The 17072-nt window shown below is 62.3% G+C and carries 16 protein-coding genes and 4 pseudogenes; 8 read left to right on the top strand and 12 right to left on the bottom strand.

Going from position 1 to position 17072, the window contains the following annotated elements; all coding sequences use genetic code 11:
- A partial coding sequence (locus EV679_RS17515) for an AAA family ATPase (RefSeq protein WP_165390086.1) occupies positions 1–359 on the bottom strand: 359 nt, incomplete at its 3' end.
- Here EV679_RS17515 and EV679_RS17700 point away from each other — a divergent pair.
- Positions 358–498, top strand: coding sequence for a hypothetical protein (locus tag EV679_RS17700; RefSeq protein ID WP_165390078.1), 141 nt, complete (start codon positions 358–360; stop codon positions 496–498). The two genes, EV679_RS17515 and EV679_RS17700, sit on opposite strands and share 2 nt — an antisense overlap.
- A 162-nt stretch (positions 499–660) precedes the next feature.
- On the opposite strand, the pseudogene EV679_RS17510 reads toward EV679_RS17700, so the two are convergent.
- The 6 genes and pseudogenes from EV679_RS17510 to EV679_RS17490 all read right to left on the bottom strand — a co-directional run bounded on the left by EV679_RS17510 (position 661) and on the right by EV679_RS17490 (position 5245).
- Positions 661–1519: pseudogene (locus EV679_RS17510) on the bottom strand (replication initiator protein A).
- Positions 1520–1545: 26 nt separating this feature from the next.
- A pseudogene (locus EV679_RS17770) lies at positions 1546–1650 on the bottom strand (DNA-binding protein); the annotation flags it as partial.
- A pseudogene (locus tag EV679_RS17505) lies at positions 1644–1994 on the bottom strand (DUF2285 domain-containing protein); the annotation flags it as partial. The pseudogenes EV679_RS17770 and EV679_RS17505, both read right to left, overlap by 7 nt.
- Positions 1993–2424, bottom strand: a pseudogene (locus tag EV679_RS17500) (DUF1016 N-terminal domain-containing protein); the annotation flags it as partial. The pseudogenes EV679_RS17505 and EV679_RS17500, both read right to left, overlap by 2 nt.
- On the bottom strand, positions 2421–3620 hold the full coding sequence (locus EV679_RS17495) for a tyrosine-type recombinase/integrase (RefSeq protein ID WP_130487911.1): 1200 nt from the start codon (positions 3618–3620) through the stop codon (positions 2421–2423). The pseudogene EV679_RS17500 and the gene EV679_RS17495, both read right to left, overlap by 4 nt.
- Positions 3621–3862: 242 nt before the next feature.
- Entirely contained in the window at positions 3863–5245 is a 1383-nt protein-coding gene (locus EV679_RS17490; protein ID WP_068374865.1) for a replicative DNA helicase, read from the bottom strand.
- 419 nt (positions 5246–5664) lie between these two features.
- Between EV679_RS17490 and EV679_RS17485 the strand changes: the two genes are divergently transcribed.
- On the top strand, positions 5665–6804 hold the full coding sequence (locus EV679_RS17485; RefSeq protein ID WP_068374807.1) for a hypothetical protein: 1140 nt from the start codon (positions 5665–5667) through the stop codon (positions 6802–6804).
- A gap of 28 nt (positions 6805–6832) precedes the next feature.
- Here the strand turns inward: EV679_RS17485 and EV679_RS17480 are convergent, their stop codons facing one another.
- Positions 6833–7375, bottom strand: coding sequence for a MarR family winged helix-turn-helix transcriptional regulator (locus EV679_RS17480; RefSeq protein WP_068374806.1), 543 nt, complete (start codon positions 7373–7375; stop codon positions 6833–6835).
- 62 nt (positions 7376–7437) lie between these two features.
- Here EV679_RS17480 and EV679_RS17475 point away from each other — a divergent pair, with 62 nt between their 5' ends.
- On the top strand, positions 7438–8310 hold the full coding sequence (locus EV679_RS17475) for an EamA family transporter (protein WP_130487910.1): 873 nt from the start codon (positions 7438–7440) through the stop codon (positions 8308–8310).
- 175 nt (positions 8311–8485) lie between these two features.
- Here EV679_RS17475 and EV679_RS17470 read toward each other — a convergent pair whose 3' ends face one another.
- From EV679_RS17470 to EV679_RS17455, 4 genes are all read right to left on the bottom strand, one after another.
- The gene (locus EV679_RS17470) at positions 8486–8773 is read right to left on the bottom strand and encodes a YciI family protein (protein ID WP_068374795.1); all 288 of its coding nucleotides are present in this window, start codon (positions 8771–8773) and stop codon (positions 8486–8488) included.
- A 64-nt stretch (positions 8774–8837) separates the two neighbouring features.
- A complete protein-coding gene (locus tag EV679_RS17465) occupies positions 8838–10088 on the bottom strand; it encodes a multidrug effflux MFS transporter (protein ID WP_068374862.1) in 1251 nt (416 codons plus the stop codon).
- Positions 10089–10260: 172 nt separating this feature from the next.
- Positions 10261–11172, bottom strand: coding sequence for a helix-turn-helix transcriptional regulator (locus EV679_RS17460; protein ID WP_274519722.1), 912 nt, complete (start codon positions 11170–11172; stop codon positions 10261–10263).
- A gap of 161 nt (positions 11173–11333) precedes the next feature.
- Positions 11334–11885, bottom strand: a complete 552-nt coding sequence (locus EV679_RS17455; RefSeq protein ID WP_130487909.1) for a TetR/AcrR family transcriptional regulator — start codon at positions 11883–11885, stop codon at positions 11334–11336.
- A gap of 115 nt (positions 11886–12000) precedes the next feature.
- On the opposite strand from EV679_RS17455, the gene EV679_RS17450 reads away from it, so the two are divergent.
- From EV679_RS17450 to EV679_RS17430, 5 genes are all read left to right on the top strand, one after another.
- A complete protein-coding gene (locus EV679_RS17450; protein WP_130487908.1) occupies positions 12001–12615 on the top strand; it encodes a DJ-1/PfpI family protein in 615 nt (204 codons plus the stop codon).
- A 152-nt stretch (positions 12616–12767) separates the two neighbouring features.
- Positions 12768–13700 (top strand): LysR family transcriptional regulator, encoded by a 933-nt coding sequence (locus tag EV679_RS17445; protein WP_068374787.1) that lies wholly within the window; start codon positions 12768–12770, stop codon positions 13698–13700.
- A gap of 243 nt (positions 13701–13943) precedes the next feature.
- The gene (locus EV679_RS17440; protein WP_130487907.1) at positions 13944–15956 is read left to right on the top strand and encodes an FUSC family protein; all 2013 of its coding nucleotides are present in this window, start codon (positions 13944–13946) and stop codon (positions 15954–15956) included.
- Positions 15946–16140 (top strand): DUF1656 domain-containing protein, encoded by a 195-nt coding sequence (locus EV679_RS17435; protein WP_130487906.1) that lies wholly within the window; start codon positions 15946–15948, stop codon positions 16138–16140. The genes EV679_RS17440 and EV679_RS17435 overlap by 11 nt, the downstream gene beginning before the upstream one ends.
- On the top strand, positions 16133–17062 hold the full coding sequence (locus EV679_RS17430) for an efflux RND transporter periplasmic adaptor subunit (protein WP_130487905.1): 930 nt from the start codon (positions 16133–16135) through the stop codon (positions 17060–17062). Before EV679_RS17435 ends, EV679_RS17430 begins: the two co-directional genes overlap by 8 nt.
- The last annotated feature ends 10 nt before the right edge of the window (positions 17063–17072 follow it).

Below are 17072 nucleotides of genomic sequence, written 5' to 3'. Positions count from 1 at the left end.
GCGCTGGCCCACACGTCATAGGGACTGGGCTGCACCGGGATCAGCACACGCTCGGCCGCCAGCAGCGCGGAGCGCGCCAAGGCGGCAATCCTGGGTGGCCCATCAATGACGACATGATCGGCCCGCCTGGCGAGTTCTGGCGCTTCCTGATGCAGCGTTTCGCGGGCAAGACCCACGGCGCTGAACAGCCGTGGCAAGCCTTGCTGGCTTCTGCGCTGCGTCCAATCCAGCGATGAACCCTGCGGGTCGGCATCGAGCAGGATGACCTGCTGACCTCGCAGGGCCAGTTCACCGGCAATGTGCGTGGCGAGCGTGGTTTTGCCGACGCCCCCTTTCTGGTTGAGCAAGGCGAGGATCATGGCGCAGCCCTCCAGCTTGGAAGATCGGGCTGTTTTTGCCTTGCCGAACGGGGTTGGTTTTGCCCTCGATTTCGCTGCCGGATTTGGTTCTGATTTTGACTTTCGGCAGTTGTCCAACGAAACGGCGCTTCTCTACTAAAAGTTAGAGAATTTAAGTTAGGTAAGTTAGAGGGCGGAAAACTCCAATACTGGCGCGGCTTTGCAGCCGATTGGCACGCCTGATAGCACGATAGGGACACGCCTGATAGCACGATACCCCGCACGCCTGATAGCACGACACTATTCACATGCTTTCCCGGAGTTATCCCCGTGCCGTCTGCGGCACGGGCCGGAAAGTCAGCAATTCCGTTCCATCGTCCGGCATGCGCTCGATTCCAAGGACATAGCCAGGCAACGATTGCCGCGCAACCAATGCGCGCAGATCGCAGGCGAAATCGTAGGGTTTGGCGGTACTGCCGGATTTCTGGTGCAGATAGCGAAAATCGAACTGCCAGCCATATTCCTGCTTGCCGCCATGCTTGCGCACCAGGCGGTACAGCCAGCGCTCGATGCCGCCAGTGAGCCGGAAGTACGTCGGGTCGATGGTCAGCACCAGGGCGGCATCCACCACGCCCGCATAGAACCAGTCCGGCAGGATCAGCTCGATGCCCAGCGGCGTGCCGCTGGGCATCGGCCAGTTCGTTCCACTCGTTGATCCAGGAAAAGCGGTGCAGCCGCCTCCCGGTCGTCTCGCGAATGGAGGTGGACACCGTGGTCGATTGCAGGCGATCCAGCGCGGCTTTCAGGCGCTGGTAGTCGCGTGAGCCGGTGCCTCGCCCGATGAAGCGCAGGATCTCGTAGGGTGTGGCACGCATCAGCCGGGATGTAGGCAAACCCGCATCCTTGGCTTCGACGATCTGGCTGGCAGGCCAGATCAGGATGTCGGCATCCCAGATCGTGGCGATGCCGTGCTCCTGCGTGCCTTCCACGCGGATGGTGATGTTCCCGCTGCGAAAGTCGATCGGCACTGTGCGCCGTAACTTTGCCAGCGAGAAGAACGGATAGGCCATCAAGTCCTGGGCATCGCGCGGCGCCATGTCGCCCGGCAAGGCGCGAAACAGATCGAGCTGTTCGCGCTCTTGCGGCGGTCGCTGCCGGGATGGCAGCGATGGGCTGGACATGGTGATGGCCACCGGCGATGCACCAATCAGCGGCGATCACGGTAGTCACCCGCATGGCGCTCGGCATACTCCGGGTCGGAAGTGGCATCGAAGCTGCGCGCATCGGCCCAGGCATCCAGGTCGGCTACTGCGATGCAACTGGCGCAAGCTGCGCCAGACTGCGATAGCCGCCGCGCATCAGCGCCTCGCCACGACGCACCAGCCGCCGCACGCGGGCACGCAAGGCGCTGTCTTTGTGCCAGTCAGCCGCGACGGCATCCACACCGAACAAGCCTTCAGCCACCTCGCGCAAGGATGCACCCGCCTGGGTCGCATCGAGCGCCTGCAGGGTGTGCAACTCCAACAACGCAACCGCCGACGGGCGTGGCCGAGTCGTCACCGCGTGCGCAGCCTCCGGCAATCCAGCCAGCTTGTTCAACTGGGCGATCAGCGCTTGGTAGCGGCCGCATGGCACCGCGCAGGCGCGGATGGCATAGAGCGAAGGCCTGGGCCAGTTCGGAGAGGTCGAATTTCCGAGACATCGTCTCGGAATTCTCTATGGGCAGTCCGTCTCCAGATTTCCGAGACAGTGTCTCGGAAATTGCCTCAAGGGGGTAAGCGACGAAGAAGCGCCGCATGTTCTCCAGGTTGTCCGGGCTGAAACCGCGCCCAAATCGTGCCGTCAGGTCGGCGGACAACCGTGCCATCAACTGCTCGCCGTAACCTGCCCGTCGCTTGCCTTTCTGCTCGGCTTCGACGATCCGGCGGCCAATCTCCCAATAGCTGGCCGTCATTAGCGCATTGACACTGCGCGCTGCGGCCTGGCGCGCCGCATCCAGCAGTTCCACGATGCCGCCGTGGATGCCGGCATAGCCGGCCGGTAAGGCAGTGGGTTTCCGCGCTGCCACGGGCGTCTTCCTTGTCATGCTGTCACCTCCATAGAACGGGACGCCCCGGTAATCGCCAGTCGCCGATTCGCCACCAGTTCGGCCGCATCCCGCACCGGCTTGTCCTCGGTATGAACATAGTGCATAAACATCGCCACGGTCTTGTGACCTGTGAGCTTCATGCCCACCTTGGTCGGCACGCCCGAATTGGCAATATCGGTCGTCGCTCGGTGACGGATGCCATGCGTGCCGACGTGCGGGACGCCAGCGGCCTTGAGCACGCGCGTCCAGCCGCCATAGTGTTCACCGTGGGTCATGTGCCGGGTCGGATCGTTCGGCGACGGCAGCACGTAGGGGCAGCCTTCCCGGCGCGGCGCGGTGGACAGCAAGCGATAGGCTTCCTCGCTCATGGGCTTGGAAATCCCGCCGGTCTTGCTGTCCGGCCAGACGACACGACGCTTTTCCAGATCAACCCAGTCCCATTCCAACGGGCAGATTTCCGAGCGGCGGGCGGCGAACTCGAATTGCAGGCGGATCGACAGCGGAATGACGTAGTTCTCCAGCCCCTCGGCTTCCAGATGTTCCAGATGGCGGAAGATCCGCACCAGCTCATCGTCCACGATCAGCCGGGTTTCCTTGCCAGGTGGATACATCGGAACATGGCGGCAAGGATTCGTGCCGTCAGGGCGCAGCCCCCACACTTCGGCCAGGTTGAACATCTTGCGCAGTACACCGAAGGTACGGTTGGCTTCGGCCTGCTTGTAGGCCAGCTTCTTCATCAGCGCGGCCACGTCCGGGCGCTTCACGTCCTGCACCTTCATCCGGCCCATGATCGGGATGATGCAGCGGTCAATGACGCCCTGATAGACGCGCTGCGTGCTGGCCTTGTTGCGCTGCTTGGAGTAGTCCTCCATGAACGTGTGGCAAAACTCCTTCACGGTCGGTGCCTTGCGGGCGGCGTTCTTGACCGCGCTGGGATCGCCGCCCTTGCGCACCTCGGCTAGCCACGCCTGCGCCATCGTGCGCGCCTGATCGACGGTCAGTTCCCCGTACTGACCCAAGGCGGGCTTACGGCGCTCGCCGGCGTTCGTGCGGTACTGAAGCATGAACACCTTGCGGCCCGCCGGGGTGATCTTGCACAGGAAACCCGGCACCACGGTGTCCCGCAGTTCGACGGCCTTGGCCTGAGGTTGCGCCGCATCGACTGCGGACTTGGTGAGCTTGATTTTCGCCATGATGACTCCTCGGAAAGCCCGGTTTCCAAGAGCCGCATGGGAGCCACACGAGGGGAAGCCGGGTCAAGTTTCGGAAAGCACCGGCATATGTTGAACTCGCCTAAGTGATTGATAAACCTTCTGTATCGAGCCTTGGCGTAGTCCAGCGAAATGCGGTACTGCAGTCATCGTGAAACAAAAAAACGCCAGCCCGGGCGGGGTTGGCGTGCCACATTCCTGGCTCAAACGCCCGGGCAGGGAAATCAATACCCCGAATCAATCATGGCATTGCCCTGGGTGTAATTCAGGAAGCGGGTGCTGGAGCCCTGGAAGGTCAGGCGTACGGTACCGATGGGGCCGTTACGCTGCTTGCCGATGATGATTTCCGCAGTGCCCTTGTCCGGGGAATCCGGGTTGTAAACCTCATCACGGTAGATGAACAGGATCACGTCGGCGTCCTGCTCGATAGCACCGGATTCGCGCAAGTCACTCATCACCGGACGCTTGTTGGGGCGCTGTTCCAGGCTGCGGTTCAGCTGCGACAGTGCGATCAGCGGGCAATTCAGCTCCTTGGCCAGCCCCTTGAGCGAACGGCTGATTTCGGAAATTTCGGTTGCCCGGTTTTCACCGGCGGAACTGGCTGACATCAGCTGAATATAGTCGATGATGATCAGGCCCAGCTGCCCGCACTGGCGCGCCAGGCGTCGCGCGCGAGCACGCAGTTCGATGGCCGTCAATGCCGGGGTTTCGTCGATGTAGACCTGGGCTTCCTGCATGGTCTTCACCGCATGGGTCACACGCGGCCAATCCTCGGCCAGCAACTTGCCGGTACGCATGCGGTGCTGGTCCAGCAGCCCCACCGAACCCAGCATACGCATGGCCAGCTGCACTGCGCCCATTTCCATGGAGAACACGGCAACCGGCAGGCCTTCGTTGATGGCCACATGCTCGCCGATGTTCATCGAGAACGAAGTTTTGCCCATGGAGGGACGACCCGCCACGATGACCAGGTCACCCGGCTGCAAGCCGGAAGTCATCTTGTCCAGATCGGCAAAGCCCGTCGGCACACCCGTCACGTCGGACGTACTGTCACGGTGATACAGCTCGTCGATACGTTCGACCACCTGTTGCAGCAGCGGCTGGATTTCCTGGAAACCAGCGGCGCCACGCGCGCCTTCCTGGGCGATCTGGAACACTTTGGCTTCGGCTTCGTCCAGCAACTGGCGCGCATCCTTGCCTTGCGGATTGAAGGCTGCCGCAGCGATGTCGTCGGCCACCGTTACCAGTTTGCGCAGCATGGCGCGCTCGCGCACGATTTCCGCATAACGGCGGATATTGGCCGCCGACGGCGTGTTGTGCGCCAGGGCATTCAAATAGGCCAGCCCGCCCGCTTCCTCGCTCTTGCCGGAACTGGCCAGAGACTCGTTGACGGTAATGACATCCGCCGGCCGCGCCAGGTTGATGAGCCTGACGATATGCAGCCAGATCAGACGGTGATCATGGCGGTAGAAATCTTCTTCATTCAGAACATCGGCAATGCGATCCCATGCACCATTATCCAGCAGCAGGCCACCGAGCACCGATTGTTCGGCTTCGATGGAATGCGGCGGCACACGCAGGTAATCCAGTTGAGATTCGGCAGGCAAGGCACTCACGGCGCGCAGTACTCCATAAACAGCCAGTCAGACAGGCATACGCCCCGCCGTCCGGCAAGCAGCAGACGGCGGAAACTACGTATACAAAGCCGATATTGTCGCACTAAACCCGCCGGCGACGATTGCATCCTCCTGGAACGCCTGGACACCCGCCCGCAGGCCGCCCTCAGGCCGCATGACAGCGAGGCATTGAGGCTGCGAAGGCTGCGGCACCGCAGCGCAGCACCCGCGAAAAAACCCGCCTGACACGCCAGGGCTAGGAAAATACCTAATCCGGGGAACCCTTTCCAAAAAAGACATACAAATAATTATCATTGTTGCGTCAAGCAGGACGCAGCCTCTATGCCACTGATGGCCGGGGCTGCCTTCGCCGGATCCTCGTTGCCCCATACCAACTACAGAAGCCCGCCATGTCCAGCTCAGGCCCTCCCAGCCAACCGCCATCCTGTCGCCCGGTATCAGACGACTCCCTCCACCGCGACCATACCGTCCTGAGCGTCAACGAAACCCTGGCCTATGGCATGAGCAAACACCTGCTGAGCCAGGCCGCCAGGCAGCAGCAGTCCAGCCTTAACCGATACGCCCGCCCGGAACGCGGCAGGAAACGCATCTCGTCCTTCAAGCAACTGACGCGCTGGGCACGCAGCATGATTGCTCCCGGCCTGCTGATCTACAGCGAAACCCATATCCCTGAAAAAACGGGCTTCCGCAAAGGCTATTACCGGCAGATGCACTGGATGGCCAGCGAACTCGACGGCCGCGTCCACTTGCAGCTGGAAGTCCTGACCATCCCTGCCCGCACGCACCAGTTGCATGTCCATATTCTGGTGCGCCTCAGCCAACATGCGCAAATGCGGCTCTATCACCGCCTGGGCACCATCGACCACCAGACCGTGCTGGCGGAACTGGGCAACCTGATTTCCCACTTGCATGGCCTGCTCACGCTCTACCAGCATTCGCCCATGCAGCGCGACTGGATGATCACCACGCCGCGCGGCGTATTCGTCCTGGCACGCGACGTCCACCAGCCCGGCCTGCTGGTGATCAAGACCTGGATCAGCAACCACAGGCTGTACGAAGGCTCGCCCTTGCAACGCGCGGTCAGGCAGGCGCAGGCCGAAGGCGAAGGGCTGATCATCAACCATCCGCCCTTCTACCCTATTCTTTCGCAGGCCCGCCTGCAGGCCAACCTGCCCACCCGGCTGCCCCTGTACCAGCTTTTCAACCAGATACTGCAAAACCAATATCCGCCGCAGGCTCCCATGCCGGAAGCCATGAAATTCAGGGCAAGCCTGAATGCGGCCGAGACCGGCACGGAGACGCCGCTGGCGCCCTGCGAACCCCGCAAGCTGCTGGCGCCCCCCATCGCGGCGCCGCTGCCAGCCGGCCACCCGCCCCGGAAGATCCTCACCAGCGGCCGGCCGGACCTCGGGCTGGATGCCGACTTCCTCAGCAAGTATGCCCGCCTGGCCCAGCTCCGGCCCTCGGACATCTCCCGGCGAGCGACACCGGCAATCTACGAGCACTCGTCCTTGCGGCCGCCACGCTGAACAATGGCGGACCCTGTGGTTGAACTGCCTAAGCCATGCCCGGGCCAGCCTCGCCCTGTCCACCTTCCAGGGCAAGCAGCAGCCTGGCCAGGTTCTCGTCGAGATCAACCAGGACTTCCTCGGGAAGCACCGACAATATCCGCCGTTCGTGCTCGACGAAAACATCCACGGCACGATTGATCAGCGCCACGCCAGGCGGGGTCAGTTGTACCAACATGCTGCGAGCGTCCTCGGCATTGGGCAAGCGCTCAATGAAACCCCGGGCCTCCAGGCGTTTGAGCCTGTGGGTCATCGTGCCGGAAGTCACCATCAGGGAAGAAAACAACTCGGTCGGGCTTAGCCGATAGGGATGGCCGGCGCGCCGCAAGGTTGCCAGCATGTCGAATTCCCATAGCACCAGCCCGAACTCGGCCAGTGCGGCCTCCAGCGGTGGCTCCAGTAGCGCCGCGCAGCGCTTGATGCGTCCAATCGGCCCCATGGGCCATGCATCCAGCTCCGGACGTTCCCGTCGCCATTGCGCAAGAATGGCATCCACCGAGTCTGCAGGCCTGCGAGTATTGGTATCGTCCATTTATCTTGACTTCAAGTTAATTGATGTACGCAATCATTTTATCTTGAACTGAAGATAAAATCATGCACGTCTCTCCTGCCTCCAGTCAGTGGCGCGATATCCTGCTGACTGCATTGGGCCCCACGATCTGGGGTTCGACCTATATCGTGACGTCTGAAATCCTGCCGCCGGGCCTGCCCTTCACCGCCGCGCTCATCCGCGTACTGCCCGCCGGCATCCTGTTGCTGCTGCTCACACGCTGCCTGCCGGCACGCCAGGATTGGTGGCGCCTCATCGTGCTGAGCGCGCTGAACATCGGCGTATTCCAGGCCTTCCTGTTCGTTGCGGCCTATCGTCTGCCCGGCGGCCTGGCTGCCGTGCTGGGCGCCATCCAGCCTTTGCTGATCATGCTGCTGAGCTGGTCCATTGACGGCCGCGCGCCTTTGCGCAGCACCCTCTGGGCGGCCATTGCCGGCGTGCTGGGCATGGCCATCCTGTTGCTATCGCCACAGACCGTCTTCGAGCCCGTCGGCATTACTGCCGCGCTACTGGGCGCCGCCGCCATGGCCACCGGCGTCTGGCTGACCCACCGCTGGAAACTGCAACTGCCGGTGCTGGCGTTGACCGGCTGGCAACTGCTGATCGGCGGCCTGATGCTGGCCCCTGTCGTCTGGCTATTCGAACCGCCACTGCCTGCGCTGACACTAACGCAATGGTCGGCCTATGCCTATCTCTGCCTGGCGGGCGCAATGCTGGCCTACGCCCTCTGGTTCCGCGGCGTCGCCCGGCTGCCTACCGTGGCCGTGGCATCCCTGGGCCTGCTCAGCCCCCTGACCGCCGTGGTGCTGGGGTGGGTCTTGCTCTCGCAATCCGTGACCGGCCCGGCCCTCTTGGGCCTGGTCATCGTCCTGGCCAGCATCTTTGCCGTCCAATGGACTGCCACCCGCCCACGCTGACACTTCTCCTGACCCGGCAGGCTACGCCTGCGTCTGTGTCAAATACAGGCAAACCGAGACTGCGGCTTTGCCCTTCCTTTCGCAAACACCCCCCAGGATTTTCCTGTGGGGGTCAGGCCCCAGGCTTTACGGACGAGCGATCACCGCCACAGCAGTCAAAGCGTGCAAGGTGTCGTCAGAGCACGCTGTTCAAGACGGGATGGAATTTCACCGGCGAAAACTCGATCACGCGGTAGCTGGCCAGACCATGCTGCTGGAAGGGATCCTGCAACAGGAGGTCATCCAGCTCGGCACGAGCAAGCTTGCCCGTCGCCAGGATAATGCCCCCGTCACGCGGATTCTTGGGGCCCGATGCCAGAAAAACACCTCGTTCATACTGCAAATCAAGATAGCGGCGATGAGCTTCCAGTTGGGCTTCTATCGCTTCCAGCGGCTTTTGATAAGTGAGTTCGATGACATACATGCTTGAGATCCCATAGAGAAACTGATGTGATGATATCCTCGTGAATTATAAAATTCCGACGGGATCAGCACGGCGGCTCTGACTGATCGGCTGCCCCGGACCGACGGCTCCCGCCCTGCCGAGCCGCGCTTTTCCGTAACATCCCCCATCCAGCAGCACTGGCCATCACACAAGCCAGCATCGCCAGCGCCATGCCTAGCGGCTGGCCGTAGACCAAGGGGACGCACCAGCCGCTCACCACCGAAAACCCCGCCATCTGAAAGAATCCCAACAAGGAAGCCGCCAACCCGGTACGCCCGGGCGCGTGGGCCAGTATCCGCAACGTCAGTGCGGGCATCACCATCGCCAGGCCCCCGGTAAAGACCGCAGGCCACAGCACCGCCCAAGGCAATTCGGGTATCGGGCATGCGAACAGATAGACCGTGTAAGCCGAACAACTGCCAATCATCAACAGGTAGGCGCAGCGAATGGTCTTGCCGTCGTCCCAACGGGTAGACAGCGCTGCAGCCGCCACCGCGCCGGCCATTGCACCTGCCACCAGGGGAACGAAAAGGACGGCAAAGGCCGTCTCTGACAGGTGCAGGGTATGCACGATGAAATCAGGGGCTCCGCCGATCAGGAAGGCCTGGCCCGCCACCAGTAAACTGGTTACCAGGATCATGCCCATATAGCTTCGGTTGCGCAGCAGCCGCCACGTATCCCTACCCAATTCGCGCCACGCCAGAGGCTGACGCCTGGCTACCGGCAGCGTCTCCGGCAAACGCATGCCGCACAGCAGCAATGCAGCAAGCGCCAACGCAACCAGCATCAGGAATACCGCCCGCCACCCATGGTGCGCAGTCAATTGGCCTCCCAATAGGGGCGCGAGCGCCGGCGACACATTGAATACCATGACGATATAGGACAGGGTGCGCCGCGCAACACCCTCTTCATAGCAATCACGCACGATGGCTTGGCCTACCACCAGCCCCGCGCCTGCTGACAGGCCTTGCAACGCACGGCCAGCCAGTAGCCAGCCGAGGCTGGGTGCCAGCGCCGCCGTCAATGATCCTGCGATGTACACGACAAGGGAAGCGAGGATGACAGGCCGGCGGCCCCATGCATCCGACAGAGTGCCATGCAAAAGCAGCATCGAAGCGTAGGCCAACATATAGACGCCGAGGGTTTGCTGCACGGCCTCGGGGGGAACGCCGAACTCTCTTTCCAGGGCACCGAAGGCAGGCAGATAGGCATCTATCGTGGCAGGCGCAATACAGGCCAACAGGCCCAGTATCAGTACCATCTGAGGATAGGACGGAGGAGAAGAACGGGACACGGTCTTGTTGCGCCTGAATGAATGACCCAGCAATGGGGCTAACCAAGGAACCAGCAAAGGGACGAAGCCCTCATCGTGCCGCAAACCGGGGCCATGGGGCTATGCCAGATGCCTGGAAACCTTTGTGCAATGACGAAACTGGCCGGGAGGGAACGGCCTGGCACCTAGACCTTCAGTTCGACTCGCTGGGCGCAATGCCATAGCGTTGACGAAACGCCGTGGCGAAGTTCGTGGCATGCCGATAGCCCACGAAATGCGCCGCTTGCTGCACACTCCATCCCTGTGACAGATAATCGCGGGCAACCTCCAGCCTTCGCTCGCGCAACCAGCCGAAGACCGATCGGCGATAGACAGCCTGGAATTTGACGCGCAGTGTGCTGGGGCTCATGCAGGCCAGTTCAGCCAGTTCGGCCAGCGTGTAATCGGCACCCGGCGCACTGTGGAGACGTTCGCGCACCTGCTCCAGCCGTTGCCGGTCTCGTGCCGAAATCCTTGTCGCCCGAGCAGGTGCCTGGGCGCATCCCGCCAATGCATGGGCCAGCACTTGCAGGCTCACCCCCTCCAGCAGCAGGCTGTGCATGGTGCCCTGCCATGCACTTTGCATCAAAGGCTCTATGGATTGCAAAAGATGGGCAGGCACCCCCCATCGCTGCAAGCGTCCTCCGCGCGCGCTCATGACCTTGGAGACGGCATCGGCCAACGGCGTATCCGCTGCCGCATCCGCAGGATTGAAAGAAATATTGAGACTGCGCAGCCGTTGCCCGGCCGGATGCAATGCTGCCAAGGCGATCGCATCGCGGCAAGCGATACTGACACCGCCTTGCGCCACCAACCTGGTTGCCTCATTGGCATCCAGCTGGGCCAGGGCGCGGCCTTGCAACATGACAATGGCGGAAAACTGCGGGGTTGATGCAGCCGCCGCCACGTACTGGTGATGGGACACGATGTCTGACAGCACGAGCTTGACGCCTGGCCGGATGCTGTACTCCTGGACACGACCTTCCGCGATGCAAAGATGCTCCACGCTGCTGGTGGGGCCGACGTAACCAGGCAGGTCGTAGCGAAAACCCGCACGCACGCCCAACTCATCGAAGTCGGACAGGGTAAATCTGGTTATGGAAGATGTCCGTGCAAGGGGGCTATCCGCACAGGTTTCCCTAAACTGCACCCCTTGGGCTTGAGCGCATGGCCTATCCATGCGCATCCCAGGCCTGTACTCCGCATTGCGAAGGCGACCGTATTGTCTCAGGCTCGCGGAACAAGGGTGTCCTTGAAAATGGCAAACGCATCCTGCAGGAAGCCATTGAAGCGGTTGGCGTCACGCCGCATCCCTGCCTGCTGACCACCAATCAGGCACAGATGGGCCGCCTGGCCGATGATTTCCGCCTGGCCCGGCGTGCGCCCCCATTGACGGCTGGTCTTGACCGCAAATGCCAGGCGGGCCGCGTCGACTCGCTGCTGAAACTCGGCCACCAGCGGGTCGACCAAGGCCCACGCCCGGATGGCAACCTCCCGTTCCGGCTGCTTCTCGGCGGCAATGCTCAAATAGCGCATGAGGGTTTCTGGGGCACTGCGCCCCTGCGCTGCATAGGCGAGCATCCGTTCGGTGTAGTCCTCTTCCCACCTGTACAGCAAGGCACGCAGGAAGTCTGCGCGATTGCTGAAATGGTGATAGAACGACCCACGGGTGACATTCAAACGGCGAGCCAGGTTGTCAGCCGAGACCCCGGCGTGCCCCTCTTGATCAAGCGCTTCCAGGCCAGCCGCGACCCAGTGGTTACGAGTCAGTTTCGTCATATTCATGCACCATACAGGCTGTGTATGGTGCGATCCGGGTTGATACGCTGCAAGCTCCTAGCATAGACCGCCGCTGCCTTTCAGCAAAGCAGCCGCATTTTCCCCGGAATCCGCAATGAAAGAAATCGCACTGGTCGCATTCGACCAATTCACCGATATCGACCTTTTCCTGATGTGGGACATACTGGGCCGCAACAACCAGGACTGGCGCGTGCGCATTCTGGCATCCCACGCCCACTTGCAATCGGCGCATGGTCTTTGCGTGACGGCGCATGGCTCCCTGTCCGACGCCAATCACGCCGATGCCGTGTTGTTTGCCAGCGGCAAGCAGGGCATACCAGCTGCGCTTGCCGACCCGGATTTCCTGCCATCCTTCCAGCTCGATCCTTCTCGGCAGATCATAGGCTCCATCTGCGCCGGCGCTTTCATCCTTGAACGGCTAGGGCTGCTTGCCGGCGGTCGAGCCACCACACATCCTGAGGCACGCGCCAGCTTGCAAGACCTGGGGTTGGAGCCGGTGGACCAGCCCCTGATATGCCAAGGCAACATCGCAACGGCCGGCGGTTGCCTGGCTGCGCTCTATCTGGTGGGCTGGATGATAGAAAGCCTGTTTGATGTCGAAAAGCGCCGCGCCGCTTTGCAGCCCGTCCTGCCGGCGGGGCAGCAAGAACCCTACGAGGCATTGATCGGGCTCAGCATAAGGCAAGGCCAGAACCTCCCAGCTGCCTGACCACCGCAATTTCACGACCACTACTCCAAGTGGAGCGCAATGTGCCCTGCACGTGATGCCAAGCCGTCGATTCGCCCTGCTCTTTCATGTTTGTACCGATATTCAAAAGAACCTATGATTGCAAAAAGGTAAACCTAAAAAAGGGGGCAGCCATGCCACGTCCCGATCTCAATCTTCTGTTGGCGTTGGATGCGCTGCTGGACGAAGGTAGTGTTATCGGCGCCGCTCGCCGCATGCATCTGAGTGCGCCGGCGATGAGCCGCACATTGAGCCGCATTCGAGAGGCGCTGGGTGATCCGGTGTTCATCCAGGTCGGCCGCAAGCTCATCCCCACGCCCAAGGCGCTGGCCATGCGGGAGCAGGTGCGGCTGGCGGTCGCACAGGCCTCGCAGGTGTTCGCCTCCGATGCCGAGACCGACCTGAAATCGCTGGATCGACGTTTCAACGTGCGCGCCACCGATGAGTTCGTCAGCATCCATCTGGGCCATCTCCTGGATGCAATGGCGCGAGAAATGCCACGTGCAATGCTGCGCTTTTCGCCAGAAGAGGACGACGTGGACGAAGAAGCGCTGCGCAGTGGCCGTATCGACCTGTTCATCAGCGCCTCGCGCAAACTGGGACCAGAGATTCGCGTACAGTCCCTGTTCACCACGGCGTTCGTGGGCGTCGCGCGTACCAACCATCCTATTTTCGACGAAGAAATCACGCTCGAACGCCTCACGCGCTGGGAGCACATCAACGTATCACGACGCGGCAAGACCACCGGGCCTCTCGATGCCGCGCTGGAAGCGCAGGGGCTACGCCAGCATGTCGCCCTGGTGGTATCCAATCCCTATACCGCGTTGTTCGCATTGCAGGATTCAGACTTGCTGCTGCCCTTGCCCCGGCATCTCGCCAGTACCGCGCTGTCTGCAGGCCTGGGCATTCGCCTGTTCGACCTGCCGACGCCGCTGGAAACGGTATTGCTGACACAGGCGTGGCACCCACGCCTGGATAGCGACCCGGCCCACCAATGGCTGCGGAAGACCATTCATATGCTCTGCAATGAAAACCAGGCGCAGGCAGCAAAACGCGCCAAGCCATAGCGGCGTGCCCATACCTATGCATGCGTATGGTGCATCCATCCGATTGCAATAAATTCACTTTTCGGAACGATTTAGCCTGCCTACAGTGATGTGTATTGATCACTGCAGAAGGGTTGCATCGTGCATTCAGCGAACGTGTCTGACGCGGATTCAGGCGTCTCTGCGCGCCTTTCCCGGTTGCGGGAGGGGTTGGCGCGCGGACTGCCTTATCTCGATCTGACGACACCACGCGCGGCCTATGTAATGCGTTCTATCCTGGCCGCTTGCCTGGCCTTGGTGGCGGCTTATCTGCTGGAACTGCACGCGCCCTATGCCGCAGCTTCCAGCGTGTTGCTCGTCATCAACCCCGTCCAGGGCGGCGTGATCGGCAAAGGAGTATGGCGGGTGCTGGGCACGTTGACCGGCATGCTGGCGGCTTGCGTACTGATGAGCGCCTTCGGCCAAATGCCCTGGTTGTTCCTGCTCGGGTTCGGTGTGTGGTTGGGCATCTGCGTGGTAGGCATGACGCTGCTGCGCCATTTCCGGGCCTATGGTGCCACACTGGCAGGCTATACCGTGGGCCTGGCGGCCTACGGCGCCATGCAGCATCCTGAACGCACCTTCGACCAAGTAATGGGACGCGGGGCATCCGTGATGATCGGCGTGGTTTGCCTGGCGCTGGTCTCGGCCCTGTTCAGCAGCCGCAGCGTGCACAGCCGTCTGGCCGCTGTGCTTGACCGCCTTGCGGCGGCCACGGCGGGCGTGCTGGCGACGCATCACCAGGCCATTCAAGGTAGCCACGGACCAGATGCCAAGCCCCTCGATGCCGCACGGCGCTCTCTCATCACCGAGGTCTATGGCGTGGACGACCTGCTGGCGCTGGGCAAGGCTGAGTCTGCCGACCTGGCCCTGCGTGCCGGCACAGTACGGCAAACAATGGTGTCCTTGTTTTCCTCTCTTGTGGGCGGTGCACCTCCCCTGCACGGGCAAAGCGCCAGCCTCGCTGTACTGAGAGCGTTACAGCCGGACTGGGAGCTGGCATGGCGGGAGGTCGGTCAGGCGTTGGGGCAGGAACCCGGCCCGGCCGCGAGGACACGTGCCATCCGGCTTCTGACCGACCTGCGCGCCCGGCTTGTGGACGTGCTCACTGCCACCTCAATGGACGACGCCGCCGGGCAGGCCGCGCTGATGATCGCGGGAGATCGCTTGATCGAGCAGCTCGACGATTACCTGCAAGCCCTCGCAGGCATCCAGCAATTCCACCAGCCCAGGCCGACACCGGCGCGCGTGTCCGTGCCATTCCACCGCGACACAGTGGCGGCTTTCCAGAATGGCCTGCGCGCCCTGTTGACCGTGTTGATGGGAGGAGCCTTCTGGTTCGCAACCGGCTGGACGGATGGCAACATGATGCTGGCAGGCCTGGCGGCGGCATGTGCGCTGCTATCCACTGCTCCGCATCCGGAGCAGGGAGCAATCGAATTCATCAAGGGTACGGTGGTTGCCGTGGCGATGGCCTTCCTGTGCACCTTCATCGTGTTGCCGCATGTCTCGGGCCTGCCTCTGCTGCTGGTGACCCTGAGCCTGTTCTGGCTGCCCGGCGTCTACGCCACGACGATGCCGCGATATGCACTGGCCGGCATAGCCTATCTGGTCGCGTTCACGACGCTGGCGGCGGCGGACAATCCGATGCGCTACGACTTTGCGCTGTTCCTCAATGGCGCCGTGGCCTGGATCCTGGCGACGTGTTTCACGCTGCTGGGCTTCAGGATCATACTGCCACGCAAGGTGACGCGCGATATCACGCGCTTGCGCCAGCGTATCCGCCATACGGCGCTGGGTACCTTGCGCGGCGAGCCCGCCGATGCACCCGCCTGGCAATGGCGTCAGCAACACCGCATCGCGCAACTCGGGGGCTTGCTCAGGACGCAGCCACAGACGATGGAGCGCGCCATCGCCCAGGCGCTGACCAGCCTGCACCTGGGCCGGGAAGTCCTTCGCCTGCGCGGCTGGCTGCACCTGCCTCCCCAGGACGCTGAGTGGCTGCGAGTGGTGGCACGCACACTGCGCCATATGCGCTTGCGCGCGGGAGATCCCGCTCAGGCCGCACGCCATGCCCGCCGCGCGGCAACCGCTTTGGCGCGTTTGTCGGCTCAGCCCGACGTCGCAACGGATGATACCCGGCGCGTGACCGCCGTGTTGCTCGACATCGCCACGCTGCTCGAACGCCACGCCAACGACATGACACATCCCCCTGGAAGCCACACCCATGTTCAGTGAGTTCTCGTTAGCCGGCATCTACCTGCCGCCGTTCTTTGTCTACGCCTGCCTGACCCTGCCGCTTTATCTGGGCCTTCGCTTCATGCTGGCGCGTTGCGGAATGCTGCGCTGGGTGTGGCATCCGGGCCTGTTCGAATTCGCCATTTCTCTTTGCCTTGTTTCCCTGTTGGTGCTTTATGTCTGAACGCTTATTTCCCGCCAAGCTCCTGCTGCGTGCAGGACTTACCCTCGCAGTGGTCGTGGCCGCCGGGTTTCTGGTCAGCACGCTGTGGCGCGCCTATGTTGTCGCTCCCTGGACCCGCGATGGCCGTGTCAGCGCTCAGATCGTACGCATCGCTCCCGAAGTGTCAGGCACCGTCGCCGAGGTCTCGGTCACTGACGATCAATACGTCAAACAGGGCGACCTGCTGTACCGCATCGACAAGGCCAGCTTTGCGCTGGCCTTAGCGCAGGCCGAGGCGCAGTTGGCGGCGGCAGAAGTGTCCTTGCGCCAGAAAACGGCGGAAGCGCGGCGCCGCCGCGGCATGGAAAACGTGGTCCCCGCCGAGGACATACAGCGGGCGAATCAGGCGATGGCCATCGCCCATGCCGACCTGCGCAGCGCACAGGTCGCTGTGGACAGGGCGAAGCTGGATCTTGCGCACACCGAACTACGCGCACCGACCGACGGCTACGTCACACGCTTGCGGTTGAACAAGGGCGACTACGCCATGGCGGGCCAGCCCAACCTTGCACTGATCGACGCCCACAGTTTCTGGATTACCGGATATTTCGAAGAAACAAAACTGCGCGACATCCAGCCTGGCGCGACGGCGCAGATCCGCCTGATGGCGTTCGACCAGTTATTGTCAGGGCGGGTGGCCAGCATCGGGCGAGGCGTCACCGACAGCAACCAACAGGCCGACGCGCAAGGCCTGCCTAACGTAGAACCCAGCTTCAGTTGGGTCCGGCTGGCGCAGCGTATTCCAGTGCTCGTCGAGTTCGAGCATGTTCCGCAAGAACTCGTGCTGGCGGCTGGCATGACCGGCAGCATTGAAGTCACGCCAACCTCAGACACGCCGGTGCCCCAAGGCCGGCTGATCTCGCTGCTGCACCGCTGGATGTGAGAACAAATCC

It is taken from the genome of Kerstersia gyiorum, from assembly GCF_004216755.1.
Taxonomy (GTDB): domain Bacteria; phylum Pseudomonadota; class Gammaproteobacteria; order Burkholderiales; family Burkholderiaceae_B; genus Kerstersia; species Kerstersia gyiorum.
Note: the sequence above shows the minus strand (reverse complement) of the source record. Positions and strands in the feature narration are given on the sequence as shown.